This window comes from Roseibium sp. M-1 (assembly GCF_054515675.1).
Genome location: NZ_CM137257.1, coordinates 2,869,988 through 2,885,034 on the forward strand (window position 1 = coordinate 2,869,988; position 15,047 = coordinate 2,885,034).

Here is a 15,047-nt window from a genome sequence, read left to right on the forward strand (position 1 = left end):
TTCAACGCAAAAAGCGATGCAAGACATTTCCAGTTAAACGCGACATGCTCTGGTTGCCAGAGCCTTGGCTTCGGCCTCGACGATCCGGAACAGCTTTTCCCGGGCAGGCCGCGGCGTCAGGTTGTGATCGGCGTTGGGAATGAGGTGCAACCTTGCATTCTGATATGCGGCGAGCCCTTCCGCTTGCCCACCGAAATGGATCAGGAAGGATGCCATCGCCTCGTCGCCTTCCGAATAGACAATGGCGAGCCGCGTTCCGTAGCCTTCAAGCTTGCGGAAGTCCCCAAAGACCTTTCGGTTTCTCTGGACGATGCCCGGTAGCTGAGGAACAAACCTGCCGAACGCGTTGGCAATGCGGTCGAGCACCCGGACGGCGATATTGACCGCGGCAGCCGTCACGTGGACCCGGCCGGCGCGCAGCCGCTTAAAGAGCCCCGGCCCTTTCGCCTTTGCCCAATATTGCTGCAGCGTTCCGGGCAGGCCAATGAACCGCCAGTGAAAGCCGTAGGGGTTGACGACAACGCAGCCCTTCCAGTGAGGCCCGTGAAGGGCGGTCCGGAAGGCGGTATAAGCGCCGCTGCACCGCCCGATGATCATGCAGTTTTCTGCAAGTCCCCTCTTTTCAAGCTCGGCAAAGGCAAGTTCGGCGTCATCCGCCTGCGGCTCGGTATAAAGTACCTGCGGCCGCCGCCCGGGAACGGGAGGACTGTCGCCAATGTCGGCACCGTCGTATCGAAGTGTCGCAACGCCTTCTCCAGCCAGACGCCGCGCCAGCTGCACACTCGTCCTACCCCAGCCGATCTGGTAGTCGTAGGAGGTGGAAAGGATGACCGCCGACACGCCGGTCGCCTGTCCGGCCGGTTCGCACAAGGTGCCGGTGAGCCGGTTCATCGGCCCGAACCGGATCGGCGTTTCCCTGTAGGTCTCTGCCACGACCGGCTCGACGCCCGGGTACCGCGGCGGCGTCGCGGACTGGCCGGTCTCCGGCAGAGCCTTGAGCCAGCCGGTAACCTCCTCGCCGAAAGCCCGCGGCAGTTCCGGCGGAGAGACACCGGACAGCAAGGTGTCGAAGTCCCGGTAGACCGTGGCGGTCACGGCGCATCCGGCCTCGGCAAGGGCGGCGGTGACCGCAGGGTCAACCTGGATTTCCGGTCGCGGAGCCATCAGGACGGGCATCGCCTTCGGCAATTTCTGGTCAGTGGCATTGAAGGTCTTGAGGTCGGCGGCGAGCCTCTCCGGCATATCCAAGCCTGCGATCGTACCCGGGTCGCTGTCCCGGTCCTCCGGACGCAGGCCAAGTCCGTCATCGACGAATTTCGACCAGAGCTTCAGCTCCCTGAGATAGCCGCGGCCCTTGAAGACCGGGGCCAGAAGGGCAAGACCTGCAAGGTCTCCGCTGGCCGCAGCGTAGCGATAGGCGAGACCTGCGCCCAGGCCCTGCCCGACCACCGCGATCCGGGAGACGCCGGACAGCGCCTTCAACTCCTCGGCGGATCTTTCAAGCGCAGCGGCGAAGGCCTCGATACCGTCCTCGGTCGGATTGTCCGTTGCGTTGCCTGTTCCGGGAAAATCAAAGCGAAGGCTGGCGATACCTTCGGCCGAGAACCGCTCGGCGAGATGCCTGAAGAATTTCCGTGTCAGGAATTCCTCCAGCCCCCAGGGGCTGACAAACAGAACCGCGAGGTTGCGCGGTGCCCCGGCGGCGGCAGTGAACAGTCCGGGAAGGTTGGCATAGGTCACGGGCCGGGCTGCCGAAAGCCCTGGTACGTCCCGTTCCTGCTCCACCGTCACGTCCATGTTCTTGCCTGCCCTCGTCGAGGGCTTTTCCTCTTTTCCTGTGATTTCAGGTGTTTGTAGGCTCGTTAGTTTAACGGAGTTTTTAAGGCCGACGGACAAGTGCCCTTCAGACCGGTTTCAGCCTGTTCAGCACCACACCGCGCAGACCGGCGACGTTGAGAACAAGAACGGCGATTCCATAGCTTATCGCCCCGGTCATGACGGGTACAGCGAGCGCAAGGAAATCGTTCGTCAGTCCAAGATGCAGCGACAGATAGGTCGGGAGCGCCATGAGGGCCGTGGCCAGGCAGATCCGCAAGGTCGGCCCGATCACGACAGGAAGGGGATAGGCGTATCTGGACAGGGCGAACCCTGCGACCACACCGACGACCTCCGCGACGACCAGGGAAAAGGCGGCCGCCGGAAGTCCGTAGCGGGGCACAAAGACCAGCATGGAGACAACGCTGATCGTTGCGATGACAAGCCCTTGAATGCCCATCAGAAACGGCTTCTTGGCAAGCTGGAAGCTTACATGCACATACTGGTAGTTGATGGAACGGAACAGCCACGCGAAAACCAGCACCGGGATAAGCACCGTTGCAGCATCCCGGAAATCCTCGCCGAGAATGAAGGTTGCCAGTTGCCTGGCCGTCAGCGCCATGCCGACCGTCGCGGGCAGGATAAGCGTCATCAGAAGCTCGAAGCTTCTTGCCATGTGCTCGTTTGTGGCTTCCAGGCCGCTCTTCGCATAGAGCCGGATGGCGATCGGCACCACCGCGGATCCGATCGCTACACCGAGCATGAGGATGATCTGCCGTACGAAGTCGGCGGAGGCACCGTAAACGCCGGCCGAGGCCTCGCCCAGGATGGAAACGATCAAGATGCGGTCGAAATAAGCGTGCAGGGTGAATGCCGCGCCTGAGATGGTCATCGGCACGCCGAATTGCAGCATCATCTTCAAAATGGCGGGATCGAACCCGTGCAGCGGCCGCTGGCACACCTTCGGCAGGTAGAGCAAGAGCGTGAGAAGGTAACCGCCCGCCACGCCAAGCAGCAGCCCCTCTCCGCCGAGATCGAACACGATCACAAACAGGCAGGAAAGCGCAAAGGCGAGCGCGCTGCGCAGGATCATGGACGTTGTGAAAAGGGCAGTTTTCTGGTGCGCACGGAACAAGTCCTGCATGAACTCGAACAGGCCGACACCGATCGCGACGCACAAGGCCTCGGTGATATAGCTGATCGGCTCGCCCGTCGTCAGAATGAGGATCTCGAACAGCACCGGGCTGAGCAAAAGGATCGCCGCAAAGGCCACCAGCGCGGTGACGCGCATGTCGAAGCTTTCACCCTCCGAACTGAAGCGTAGCAGGGAGGTCTTGATCCAGTTGAACAGCAGCGAAGAAAACAGGGTGGCGATGCCCATGCCGACGACATAGATGCCATATTCCTCCGGCGAGAGCACACGCGTGAACAGCATCACAAGCGCAAAGCCGAAGATGGCCGAGACCACGTTCGCGGTCATGTAGGACGAGATCTGGCGAAGCACTATGAACCTGCTCGGGTAAATTTCTGCAAGATCTGCATCATCGCCTTGGGTTGATAATTTTCATCTAACGGCAGCGGCCGGTTCGGCATTCCGTCGCGGCGGGAGAACCAGATCGGAACCCAGGTGTATTTGTCGGATATGCCCCAGGTGAGGATCGCCTTCGGCTCCACGGCGTCGCAGATCGCCGTGAGATAGTCGTTGACGCGCGTTGCGACGATCTGGTCGCGGACACCGACATTCGCCGGCAGATTGTTGTCGATGACGTCCAGTTCGGTCACGAGGATGTCGAGGCCAAGTGCCGACACGTCCTCCACGAAACGAGACAGGCCTTCCTTGTCGATTTCCGCTTCCCCGGTCAGATGACCCTGCAGACCGAGTGCATGAACCGGCACGTCCCTGTCCTTGAGGCTTTTGAGGAGATCGAGCATCAGCACCCGCCGCTGGCGGCAGACAGGCAGGGTCTTTTCGAAATTGAAGTCGTTCAGGACCAGCTGGGCGTTTCCGTCAGTCGCAGCGGCCGTGCGGAACGCCATTTCGATATATCCCTCGCCGAGCTGCTGCAGCCACAGGGAATCGCGCAAGGGTCCTTCCTTGTCCGGATCCTCGGAGATCGGTTCGTTGACCACGTCCCAGCTCGGAATGCGTCCCCGGTAACGGCCGGCAACCACCTCGATGTGATGGATCAGCTCGTATTCCGCCTCTTTCGGTGTGTCGATTTCAGAGGTCCAGTCCGGCATCGCCGCGTACCAGATGAGCGTGTGTCCGCGCATCGTCATGCCGTTGGCATCGGCAAAGGCGATCAGCCGGTCGGGCTGGTCGAACTCGAAGGTGGAGCGTGAAGGACGCAGATCAATCCATTTCAGACCACCCTCGCCGACAAGCTGCTGGCAATATTTGCGGACGGCTTCCGCGTAAGGCGGATCGCTTTCCAGGAAGTCGGTCCGGATCGCCGCCCCGTAGGGGATGGACCCGTTGGTCGCTGCCCGGACGGGCGGCGCGACGAAATCGAGCGGGACGGCAGACATCAGTCCGGCCCCGAGGCCTCCCAGCAAAAAGTCCCGTCTGTCCATTGAATTCATATCCTTGGCGCCGGGAGGAAAGTTGCAACGCCGATGGTCGCAAGGCGCGTTTGAGATGGGTCGTAACATAGCTTGCCGTTGCGTGAATACTAAATTATCAGACAGGTTAGCGTATGCTTAATCGGTTCGCGGTCTGCTTGAGATACGATTCGCCGCACCAATCGGATGAGACGCTTTTCGCAATGTATACCGCTGCACCATATGGCCAGGGTCCCGGCGTCGTTTCCGCCGCCGGAGCGCGCGGTGCACCCCTGTCCCGTCTGCTGGCGGCGGCGCTCTTTCTCGGCGTGTTTTTCTATTTCTGGATCGGTCTCAATCCGTTTCCCGACCCGAACGCAAGCAACCTGACCACTCCCTATGGCGGCAGCTCCAACAAACTGAACCAGATTGTCGTGGTGCTGATGTCCGGCTTGCTGCTTTTCGCCGTGCTCGGCAAGCAAAACCGGTGCTACCTCCTTTGTCCCCGCATTTTCCTCGGCGTGCTGCTGGCCTGGTTCTCCTTTGCCAGCCTCTTTGCCGGTGATCCGGGGACGGCCTTCCGCCGGATCGTCTTTGCCATCCTGGTCGTGAGTTGCAGCAGCGCGATCCTGCTGTTGCCGAAGTCCCGGGAGCAGTTCACCAATCTGGTCTGCATCGGCTTGCTGGCGGTCATCGGTATCGCCTATTACGGCATCGTCGCCCTGCCGCATCTGGCCATTCACCAGTTGACCGATGCGCTGGAGCAGAACCTTGCCGGCGACTGGCGCGGCCATATGGGGCACAAGAACGCCGCGGCCGCGGCCATGGTCTTCGCGGTCTTTTTCGGGCTTTACCTTACAAAATCGAAGTCCGTTCTCCTGGGCGCGGTGCTTGTGGTGCTCGCAACGCTCTTTCTCTGGAAATCGGGCAGCAAGACCTCCTTTGCGATGATGCCGATGGTACTTGTACTGGCCTGGTTGTTCGAACGGATCGCCCTGCTGCGCCCGCTGATCGTGATCGGCGGCATTGCCCTGATCAATGCGCTTCTGATCTCGGCCGCCGCGTCCGACAGCGTGCAGCAGCTGCTTGCCGCGGCCGGCATCGATCCGACCTTCACGGACCGGACGTCGATCTGGGGCATTGCCCTCAACGTGATCGGCCAGAGCCCGTTCACCGGTTACGGCTTCCAGTCCTTCTGGCAGACAGAGGCACTGTTTCGAAGCGGCTTCTCGCTCTACAGCTGGGCCGTGACCGCCGCGAATTCGCACAACGGCTATCTCGAACAGTTCATCAACGCCGGCATTCCGGGATTTCTCCTCACGATCACCTGGCTGATTTTTTTGCCGCTGTCCTATGCCAACCGGGCCCTGGCAGGCGGCAACGACATCCTTCTGACCCGGCTGTTCCTGAGGATCTGGATCTTTTCGCTGTTCTTTGCCTGCCTCGAGAGCCCGTTTTTCAGCAACGTGGGGCCGATCTGGTTCACCACGCTGATCGGTATCTTCGGCCTCAGGCTGCAGGCGTTTGCACATCTCATCGTCGAAGCGCCTGTCCGCACTGCGATGTCTCCCGCAAGACCGCTTGCAACAAACGCACGTTAACTTCTTGCCTTTAAAGACCTCTCTAGTGGTTCGATTCTGACATTTGCATCCCCTTGCTGCTAGTTCTGGAGCAAATGTCAGAATCATAAGAACCACTAGATAAATATATGATTCTAGTGGAGCTATTGAATTTGACATTTGAGCATCAGCCTAGCCGCGAGCGGGACTCAAATGTCAAATTCGCTCCACTAGGACACGCCCTAACGGCATCGGCGCAGCGAAGGACTTCTACGGAGCAATGGACGGCATGAAAGAGCAGGGGAAGATCAGCGCCGTCGTCTGCATACCGACCTTCCGCAGACCCGACTGGCTCGCCCGGACACTTGCGTCCCTGGCCGCCCAGACAGCGGAGTTCCGCTTCGCGGTCGTGGTGGTCGACAACGACGCTGCCAATCCTCAGGGCGCAGCGGTGGCACGGGATTTCTTTGCCCGCCAGGCGTTGCCGAATGCTGTGTTTCTGGAAGAAAACCAGGGCAATTGCCACGCCATCAACCGGGCCTTCAGCGAAGCCCTGACAAGCTTCCCGGACGCCGACCACCTCCTCATGATCGACGACGACGAAATCGCCCATCCCGACTGGCTGCGCGAGATGGTGGGCCTGGCCGAGGTCAGGTCGGCGGATATCGTCGGCGGACCGGTTTTCAGGCTGTTCGAAAGCGACGCCCCGGCAGGCATCCGCACTCATCAGCTTTTCATTTCCATCAACGGCGAGACACGCCAGATCGACCAGTTGCACGGGTCCGGCAACTGCCTTATCCGCCGCCACGTCTTCGGCAAGCTGGGCGCGCCGTTCTTCGATCTGCAGTTCAATTTTCTCGGCGGCGGCGATCTGGACTTCTTCACCAGGTGCCGCAAGGCCGGGTTCAAAACCTGGTGGTGCTCGGAAGCGGAAATCAGCGAGTTCGTGCCTGACAGCCGGATGACCTCCAGGTTTCTGATGACCCGTTCCATCCGTACCGGTTCGATCAACTATCTGGTAGATCGCAAAAACGGCCTGCCGGCACCCGCCGCGCTCGCCAAGAACGTGATCAGTCTCGGGCTCAGTCTGGGGCGGTCGCTTTTGGTGCTTGTGCGGACCGGCCGCGCGTTGCCGGCGAGCCATCCCTTCCTGGTCTCGGTCGGACGGTTCTACGCCGCGCTCGGATTTCTCCCGGCTCCCTACAAGGCAGCCCAGAAGTCCTAGTTGAGCCCTCTGATCGCAAGCGCGACGTGCCGGACCTCCGGAATTGACTAGGCGTTTGCCCCCCTTGGCGTATCGCCAAACGCAACGTCGCGAATGACGTCGAGAGGCGTTGCCGTATGCGACTGGATGGTGATCGCGTGCTGGTAGGGCTGTAGATCCTTCATGAAATCGATGAGGCCTGCCTTGTCGAGCTTCGGGCCGGCCCAATAGGTCAGGCAATAGTTCCGGTTTGTCAGTTCATGACGGGCGGCAAGTTCCGGATCGTTGGCGACCGCGATACCGTAAGTCAGATACTCCGAAAAATGCCGCTGCCGCGCCAGACCCACCCACCACGGCAGACCGCTGACGCGTTCGATCCTGGACAGGATCTTGCGGACGGTGTCCCGGTCCCAGACGATCAACGGGCCGATATAATCGTTCCCCGGAAGGTCCGGCGCATCGAGCCCGAGAACCCGGTGCGCATTCTTCCACCAGGTCACGTGGCGGGGCCGGGTGGCATTGATGTCTCCAGGCACCTGGAAATGTGGCACTTTTTCCCCGCAAACCAGGGCCTGCATATCTGTCGGCCTGCAGAAGACACAATCGCTGTCGGCGAAGATCACACGGTCGCTGTCCTGCGCAGCGGTCATTGCGAACTTGCGCAGTTGCTGGAGATGCCAGCCATAGATCGGCAACCTGATCTGCGGAGACCACCAGTAGCGCCGCCCGCGCCACTTCGGCAATGGCAGCATGCGCGGCAACAGGCTTGATGAGGCTATGACCTGCCGCCCTGGCCCGGCCAGCTTTTCAAACAGCGGAACGTCCTCGTCACCAACCACGATATAGTGGGTGTCGAAGCCGGTGACATGCCTGTCGACAGTTTCGCACAGCAGCTCGCAGCGCTGCAGGTCAGCGTGATAGCTGGGCGTGATGAGGGAAACCGACGGCGACGGCATGGTCTTGCCTCTTGCAATGGAGGATGCGCTTGAGCGGCAGGCGCGCCCTGTCCGGGCTTTGTTCGCCGTCCTCAAAAGTGCGAATGTCATTCGTGTCACTTTTTTGGACACTTCTTCTAAAGATCTTCTTTATATCGATGTCCCTTGACGGCACGACACCACGCAACCGGCAACTTTCGGCATGGCTTCGCAGCACTATCTCGTTCTGATCTCGAACGCTTCCCAGACCTGCGGCGTCGAGGAGTTTTCGCGGCTCCTGGCGCAGCGGCTTGAAGCGCGCGCGCGGACGCATGTGCTGGACTTCAGGATTTCGAACCTTCTCGCGGCGCTGAAAGGACACGACACGCTGGTGCTGAACTTTCCGGTGGTGGCGTGGAAGAAAAAACTCCTGGAACCGGCTCTGGCGGCGCTTGCCGCAAGGATCACGGGAAGGAAAGTTGTTGCCATCCTGCATGAATGGGCCGCCCTGGACTGGAAACGGCGCATCGTGCTGGCACCTGTCGCGCTGCTGGCGAACAGGATCTGCTTCTCGGCACCGGAAATTGCCGCAGAATTCGCCGCAAGCCCCTTGTCGCGTCTTGCCACAACGGCCCGCACCCTGATCCCGATCCCGCCCAATCTGACGGCGCCGTCAGCCCTTCAACCGGGAAGTTTCTCAAACCGGCTTAAGGAGGAACGGAGCAAGGGACGTCTGATCCTGGGTCAGTTCGGTTCGATCTACCCGCAGAAACAGGTGACCTCGGTGCTTGCCGTCGCCGCCGAACTGAAGGCGCGCGGCGAAGACGTCTTCGTTGCCTTTGCCGGGTCCTTCATCAAGGGCCTCGATACGGTCGAGGCGGATTTCTTCGCCGCGGCCGACCGGCTCGGCCTCGCCGACAGGGTCGCCGTCAGCGGCTTCATCGACAGCGAAGAAGAGCTCTATGCGATTTTCGAGGAGATCGACGTCTTCTGCTATCTCCTGCCCGGCGGACTGACTGCGCGCCGCGCCAGCGTGCTGGCAGCCGCCGCTTCAGGCAAGCCTGTCGTTGTCAATGCGCCGCAGGACGGGACTGCTCTCAACCATCACCGGCTGTTTCAGCGCCTGATTGCCGGTGGACAGGTGCGTCTTATCCCGACGGATGCAGGCGCAGCGGAAGCGGCGGAGGCGGTTCTCGAAGCCGGCCGGACAGAGATTGTTCCGGCGGATCTCTCAGCTGAAATCGATGCGCTCTGGGACGATGTCATCGCAAGGGTCGACGAAGAAACCTGAACCAACCCGCCTCGCACCCGGTGCAGCCATGCTGACGATCTCTATTTGGAATTGCGGAGAATTTCGCGGACAGCGATCGGATTCGTGACGAGATAGCGTTTCGTCAGACGGCGCGGCTCCAGGATGGTGCGGTAGAGCCATTCCAGCCCGAGATTCTGCATCCACACGGGCGCCCGGCTGTTCTTTCCCGACAGAAAGTCAAACAGGCCGCCGCTTGTCTTGATAACGCCGATGCCGCGCAGTTTCTGCAGGTTGCGGACGACGAACTTCTGCTCCCCCGGCACTCCGAGACCGATCCAGAGGATGTCCGGCTTCGCCCGGACGATGCCATCGACTACCGCCTCTTCTTCCTCGGCGGTGAAATAACCGTTCCGGCGGCCGGCAAAAACGAGGTTCGGATAGCGCTCCTGCATGCGCTCGACGGCTAGTTTGTTGACCGCTTCCTGCGCCCCGAGAAAATAGAAACTGACGCCGGCCCTTTCGGCGTCGCGTGCCACCGCATGCACAAGATCGGTGGTGGCGACCCGCTCGCTCAGGGGATGTTGGGTAACATGGCGCGACAGCAGCACCATCGGCATGCCGTCGGCATGGATCTGGTCGGCGCACAGAAGCAGTTTCTTGAACTCTGCATCCTTTGCGGCCATGGCGATGACCTGCCCGTTTGCCGAGGTCGAATAGAACGGCAAACCGTTTTTGCCCCTCGCCTCAAGTGCAATCGCGACGAACTGATGCGCCGTCTCGTCCATGCCGATATTCGCAATAGGCAGGCCGCCGAGCACGGTTTTCACCTGGGTCCAGGTCTGGTCAAGGTGCTGCCAATGGTCGGCGTTGGTCGAAATCATTCAGGATCTTGGCTCGGTTGGAAGTGACGGCATTATGCCTAGGCGATAGCATGTCGACAGTTAAGCACGGGTTAGACCTGCTAAATAGTTACGGTTATTTCATTTTTCCAGTTCGAATAGCGTTAGCCCCGTCTTAATCAAATTGCTAAAATCGAGCGTGACAGGCTGCAAGGCCCAGCCGGCAACGGAAAGGTCGGTATGCCACGATGTCAATTTGAAAGACATTAGCCAGTTGCTAACCAAGTTTGGCTATTTTAGCCGAATGTACAGAGTTAACAGTGTCTTAAGACAACGACGCGGACAGGACGGATAAGTGGCGGAGAAAGCGCCGACATTTCAGGATATTCTGGATCTACTCGCCGTTTTGCGGCGCAGGCTCTGGCTGGTCGCCGCCTGCTGCCTGATCGGTGCGGTTGCGGCTGCAGCGATTTCGACGACGCTGAAGCCGATCTACCGCGCGACAACCCAGGTCCTGATCGACCCCTCCGTGCGTCAGCCCTTCGAGGACAAGGGAACTCCAGCGCGGTATCTGGAGGATACGTTCGTCGTCGACAGCCAGGTGACCGTGCTGCAATCCACATCGGTGCTGCGCAGCGTCGTCACCCAGCTCAACCTGACTGAAGATCCCGAATTCGGAGACGGCGCGCCGAGCGGCGGCTTGTTGTCCTCCCTCTTCGGCGGAGCGGGTGCCCGCTCGCCGGAAACCCAGGAAATTGCCGCCAACAAATCGGTCGAGGCGCTGCGCGATGCGATGCAGGTCGGCCGCGAAGGCCTGACCTTCGTCATCAACGTCTCGGTGGATTCCGGGTCGCCGGTGCAGTCTGCCATTTTGTCCAACGCCATTGTCGAGACCTATATCACCGACCAGAAGGGCCAGGTCTCCAACATCTCGCGCACCGTCGAGGAAAAGGTCGGCGACCGCTTGAAGGTGCTGCGGGACCAGCTGCGCGAGGCCGAGGCGAAGGTCGAGGCCTTCAAGGCGGAGAACAATCTGCAGTCCACGGGTCAGAACGGGCTCCTGACCGACCAGGAACTGACCGACCTCAACAAGCAGCTGACGGAGGACCGGGCGGCCATGGCCGCGGCCGAGGCCAAGGCCTCCGAGATCCAGCGCCTGATTGAATCCGGCGCCAGCGTCGATGCGTTGAGCGACGTGACCACGTCAACGACGATCGCCAATCTGCGCCAGCAATATGCGACCGCCGCGCGCGCCCAGGCGAACCTGTCGGCCGAGTTGCTGCCGTCCCATCCGGAGCTGATCCGGGCCCGCGCACAGACCCAGGAAATCCGGAGCCTTATCGAATCGGAAGTGCGACGGATTGCCAGCACGGCGCGGCTCGAGGCGGACGTTCTGAAAGACCGCGTCGCCAAGCTCGAGCTCCAGCTCGACGATGTCCGTGCGAAATCGAATATCGATCAGAAATCGCGGATCGAGCTGCAGGAATTGCAGATCGAGGCGGAAGCCAGCCGGACGCTTTACGAGAACCTGCTCAGCCGGACCAAGGAAATCACCGAGATCGAGCAGATCAACATTCCGAATGCCCGCATCATTTCGGCCGCCATTCCGCCGGAAACACCGGTCTGGCCGAAGAAAAAACTCCTGGTGCTGGCTGGTCTCGTGCTTGGCGGCATGATCGGAGTGCTGCTTGCCATCGGCCGCGAAACCGTCGCGCTCGTAATCCGGTATCTGCTCAATCCGCAGCAGGATGTCGCCTATGCGGCGGCCGGACCTGCCGCAATCATGCCGGCTCCGAGGGAAGCGCCCGTATTGGCGGCACAGTCATTCGGCGTGCCTGCCAATCCGGCTGCGCTTGCGGTCTCCTACCTGCCGCGGCTGCCCTATGCCGGGCGCGCGGCGGAGATGGATCCGGAAGAACTGCTGCAGTCCCTGTGGGATTTCAAGGGCGGCACAGTCGACCGGGACATGCGGCCCTACTGGAAATCCGTCTTCACCATCCTGAAGCAGATCCAGGGTGCCCGTGTCGACGGGTTCGCCAGCACGGTGGCCGTGACCAGCATCGACGGCAATCACGCCATGGCCGCCCTGTCGGTGGTGTTCGCCGCGGCCAGCCTGAAGAATTTCCGGGTGCTGCTGGTGGACAACAATGCAGCCGGCGCCCGCCTGCCGACAAGGCTGCTGACACAGCAGCGTCCGGCCATGGATCTGAAGAATGCGATCAAGCTCGCCGACCTCGACATCGACTTCCTCAGCCTTGTCCATGGACGCCGCAAATATCAGGGCGAGGAAAAGGGCAGCTATCAGCTTCTGAACGAATCCGGCCTCGATCCGGAATTCGACCTGATCGTCATTTCTGAATCGCCGATGGCGCCGAAGCAGATCGAGATCATGCTGCAGGACACCGCCGATCATGTTGTCGTGTCGATGGAGCGGCCTGCGGCGCTTATCTGAAGGTTGATGTCCCGGAGAAGGTCAGCGCGGTGACACTTCCTGCGGGCCTCTGCCCGGCGTCAGTGCCCGTTTCCGGCTGCAGCTCAACCCTGCGCGCGTCCCCCGGGGACAGGTGAAAGCCGTTCTCTACCGGACGGAACCCCTCCACCCGAATCGTGAGGGCGCAGAGAAGCCGGTCCGTTTTCAGCTCCAGCCACCAGCGTCCATCTTCCTCGATGAGATCTGCCGCCAGGTTTGCCTGCACCCGCGCCGCTGTCCGTCCAAGCGGGAAATGAAAGGCATCTGCCAGCAACTCACCGGAAGTCTCATCGCGCAGTTCGACGACGGTGACATCGTGGGAGGGCGGGCCGAAGCGATAGGCATAGGTCACGTCGAAGAAGGCGCCGATCAGGTCGACCGCGTTGAAGGAGCGCGCGCTGTTCGGGCCCAGGTCCAGTTGCCTTTCTCCGGACACGACCGGCACCTGGCCATCGCGCAGGCATTTGAGACTGAGCTTGACCGGCCTTGCCTGCGGCCGCTCGTTGATCACATGGATCGCAAGGCCGTTTGTCCCCTCGTCGGTGAGGCAGACCTGAAGCGGCCGGAAGGCGCGTTTCAGAGCGTAGTAAGCGGGTTTTGGCCGGCCGGTTGCATCGATCAGGCCCCATCCGGCTCCAAGTGCCAGATCCAGGAAAGTCCAGACCAGCCCCCCCCGGCAGGAGGAGCCTGAACGGCGCCATTCTGCAAAGGTCGCCTCCATCACCTCACCGGTGACAGCGCGTCCGAGATCGAGGTACCGGTCGGGGTCGCCGTAGCGCAGTGTTGCTGGATCGACGCCGTAGAGTGCCTTCAGATAATGATCGCGCACATCCTCGAAATCCCAACCCGCCCCACGGTCGCGCGGAACCCGCGCCTTCCAGCGCGGATCGTAACCGGGTTTCACGGCCAGGCCCTCGTCGAAGCTCTGCTGGTCCGGAATGTTGGAAAAGGCGAGGCACTCGCCGGCAAAACGGACTTCGGTCCTTCGCGCATCTTCAAGCGGCCTGAGATAGGCACCGACACCGTAATAGTGGGCGATGCCTTCACCCGGCAGGAAAGGCAAGGCCCCGCCGCAGGGAGAATTCGGCGCGTAGGGAACATCCGGGCGCAGCTCCGCCGCGAGAGCGGGCAGAATTTCCTCGCAGAGCGGTCCCTTCCAGCGGTCCTCGGCAAGCCCCATCATGGCGCCCTGCTGGTAGATCTCGCTGCCGCCGCACAGGACCGCCAGCGACGGTGAGCCCATGCTGACATCGAGCTGGTCGCGGATCTCGGCGTCGATCTCGGCCAGAAACGCCTCGTCCTTGACCGGATAGTCGTAATTCGCGAACTGGAAGTCCTGCCAGACCAGAAGGCCGAGTTCGTCGCAGAGCTCGAAGAAGGCGCGGCTTTCGTAAAGCATGGTGCCGCCGATGCGCAGCATGTTCATGCCGGCATCGCGCGCAGCTTCCAGAAGCGGGCGATAGGTTTCCCTGTCCGAGGAAAGGGTCAGGAGATCCGCATTGGTCCAGACGGCACCACGGCAGAAAACCGGAACGCCGTTGACCTTCAGACCGAAGCCCTTGCCGTCGGGGCCATCGTCCGGCTCGATGCGGCGGAACCCGGTGCGGCCGAGGGAAAGACGTTCTTCACCGGCCTGTACCATCACATCATAAAGTGCCGGCTCGCCATGCGTATGCGGCATCCAGGGTTTCACGCCATCTGGTCTGAGCGTTGCGGCAAAAGACCCGTCTTCCTGCCGGGTCATCGCCACAGATGCGCCGGCGCAGGCCAGGACGGGGACGGCCTCGGAGTTTTCCAGCGTCAGCGACACCGTCAGGGCAGCACTGCCGTCCGGCGCCAGATCGGCCAGGATATGCTTCCTAGAAATTCGAGGTAGATCATCCCGTTCGATCCGAATCGGCCGGTAGGGGCCGACGGCATGGATCTCCGGGCACCAGCCGGGCATATGGCCGAGCAAAGTGGTGCGGACAAGCCGCAGCCCCTGGCTCGTCGCCAGTTGCGGTTTCCAGCGGGCACGGGGACCTTTGGCGGCAAGTTCCGGCTCCAGCGCCCGGAAGCAGATCTTCAGGACGTTCTTTGCCTGAAGCGTGACCGTCACCGCGTAGCGGCGGAACATATTGCGGCTGGAAAGGACACGTTCGTCGTTGAGATAGACTTCGGCAATGGTGGCCAGACCGTCGAGGCAAAGGCGGCAGGTGCCCGGTTCCGCATCGAACCAGGTTTCGTACCAGGCATCCTTGCCGTGGAGCGGAACGGGATGATCCAGATCATAGCGCCCGGCCGCGGCAAGCGCGCCAGCCACCGTCCCCGGGACCTCAGCCGGAACATGGTCCCACAGGTGACCTATCGGCAGCGCGCTTGCAAAAGCGCCCGGTTCCGTCAACGCCAGTGACCAGGACAGGCTGGAAAGATCGATCATCCGGACCCTTTCAATCCAGCCTTGAGAGACTGGA

At 61.3% G+C, this 15,047-nt stretch carries 10 protein-coding genes; 4 read left to right on the forward strand and 6 right to left on the reverse strand.

All coding sequences use genetic code 11. The annotated features are described in order from the left end of the window. Positions 1–33: 33 nt before the first annotated feature. The 3 genes from ACX3M4_RS12895 to ACX3M4_RS12905 all read right to left on the reverse strand — a co-directional run bounded on the left by ACX3M4_RS12895 (position 34) and on the right by ACX3M4_RS12905 (position 4,389). On the reverse strand, positions 34–1,797 hold the full coding sequence (locus ACX3M4_RS12895; RefSeq protein ID WP_459358961.1) for an alpha/beta fold hydrolase: 1,764 nt from the start codon (positions 1,795–1,797) through the stop codon (positions 34–36). A gap of 106 nt (positions 1,798–1,903) precedes the next feature. Further along, complete coding sequence (locus ACX3M4_RS12900; RefSeq protein ID WP_459358962.1) at positions 1,904–3,319, reverse strand: lipopolysaccharide biosynthesis protein; 1,416 nt, start codon at positions 3,317–3,319, stop codon at positions 1,904–1,906. Beyond that, positions 3,319–4,389: an endo-1,4-beta-xylanase gene (locus ACX3M4_RS12905; protein ID WP_459358963.1), complete on the reverse strand. Its 1,071-nt coding sequence runs from the start codon at positions 4,387–4,389 to the stop codon at positions 3,319–3,321. Before ACX3M4_RS12905 ends, ACX3M4_RS12900 begins: the two co-directional genes overlap by 1 nt. Positions 4,390–4,580: 191 nt before the next feature. On the opposite strand from ACX3M4_RS12905, the gene ACX3M4_RS12910 reads away from it, so the two are divergent. Both ACX3M4_RS12910 and ACX3M4_RS12915 read left to right on the forward strand, forming a co-directional pair. Next, positions 4,581–5,957: an O-antigen ligase family protein gene (locus ACX3M4_RS12910; RefSeq protein WP_459358964.1), complete on the forward strand. Its 1,377-nt coding sequence runs from the start codon at positions 4,581–4,583 to the stop codon at positions 5,955–5,957. 247 nt (positions 5,958–6,204) lie between these two features. Then, positions 6,205–7,140 carry a glycosyltransferase family 2 protein gene (locus ACX3M4_RS12915; RefSeq protein ID WP_459358965.1) on the forward strand — a complete coding sequence of 312 codons (936 nt, stop codon included), beginning with the start codon at positions 6,205–6,207 and terminating at the stop codon, positions 7,138–7,140. A gap of 47 nt (positions 7,141–7,187) precedes the next feature. On the opposite strand, the gene ACX3M4_RS12920 is transcribed toward ACX3M4_RS12915, so the two are convergent. Then, the gene (locus ACX3M4_RS12920; RefSeq protein WP_459358966.1) at positions 7,188–8,075 is read right to left on the reverse strand and encodes a DUF6492 family protein; all 888 of its coding nucleotides are present in this window, start codon (positions 8,073–8,075) and stop codon (positions 7,188–7,190) included. 181 nt (positions 8,076–8,256) lie between these two features. Between ACX3M4_RS12920 and ACX3M4_RS12925 the strand changes: the two genes are divergently transcribed. Continuing rightward, a complete protein-coding gene (locus ACX3M4_RS12925; protein ID WP_459358967.1) occupies positions 8,257–9,324 on the forward strand; it encodes a glycosyltransferase in 1,068 nt (355 codons plus the stop codon). Between the two features lie 41 nt (positions 9,325–9,365). On the opposite strand, the gene ACX3M4_RS12930 is transcribed toward ACX3M4_RS12925, so the two are convergent. Then, a complete protein-coding gene (locus ACX3M4_RS12930; protein WP_459359424.1) occupies positions 9,366–10,070 on the reverse strand; it encodes a WecB/TagA/CpsF family glycosyltransferase in 705 nt (234 codons plus the stop codon). A 409-nt stretch (positions 10,071–10,479) separates the two neighbouring features. On the opposite strand from ACX3M4_RS12930, the gene ACX3M4_RS12935 reads away from it, so the two are divergent. Then, positions 10,480–12,576: a GumC family protein gene (locus ACX3M4_RS12935; RefSeq protein WP_459358968.1), complete on the forward strand. Its 2,097-nt coding sequence runs from the start codon at positions 10,480–10,482 to the stop codon at positions 12,574–12,576. On the opposite strand, the gene ACX3M4_RS12940 is transcribed toward ACX3M4_RS12935, so the two are convergent. Next, a complete protein-coding gene (locus tag ACX3M4_RS12940; protein ID WP_459358969.1) occupies positions 12,569–15,013 on the reverse strand; it encodes a glycoside hydrolase family 2 protein in 2,445 nt (814 codons plus the stop codon). The genes ACX3M4_RS12935 and ACX3M4_RS12940 overlap by 8 nt on opposite strands. Positions 15,014–15,047: the final 34 nt, after the last annotated feature.

Bases quoted from the DNA above. Each gene is read 5' to 3' on its own strand.
- ACX3M4_RS12925 (WP_459358967.1), top strand. From the start codon at position 8,257: ATGGCTTCGCAGCACTATCTCGTTCTGATCTCGAACGCTTCCCAGACC.
- ACX3M4_RS12910 (WP_459358964.1), top strand. From the start codon at position 4,581: ATGTATACCGCTGCACCATATGGCCAGGGTCCCGGCGTCGTTTCCGCC.
- ACX3M4_RS12915 (WP_459358965.1), top strand. From the start codon at position 6,205: ATGAAAGAGCAGGGGAAGATCAGCGCCGTCGTCTGCATACCGACCTTC.
- ACX3M4_RS12905 (WP_459358963.1), bottom strand. From the start codon at position 4,389: ATGGACAGACGGGACTTTTTGCTGGGAGGCCTCGGGGCCGGACTGATG.
- ACX3M4_RS12895 (WP_459358961.1), bottom strand. From the start codon at position 1,797: ATGGACGTGACGGTGGAGCAGGAACGGGACGTACCAGGGCTTTCGGCA.
- ACX3M4_RS12920 (WP_459358966.1), bottom strand. From the start codon at position 8,075: ATGCCGTCGCCGTCGGTTTCCCTCATCACGCCCAGCTATCACGCTGAC.
- ACX3M4_RS12940 (WP_459358969.1), bottom strand. From the start codon at position 15,013: ATGATCGATCTTTCCAGCCTGTCCTGGTCACTGGCGTTGACGGAACCG.
- ACX3M4_RS12930 (WP_459359424.1), bottom strand. From the start codon at position 10,070: ATGGACGAGACGGCGCATCAGTTCGTCGCGATTGCACTTGAGGCGAGG.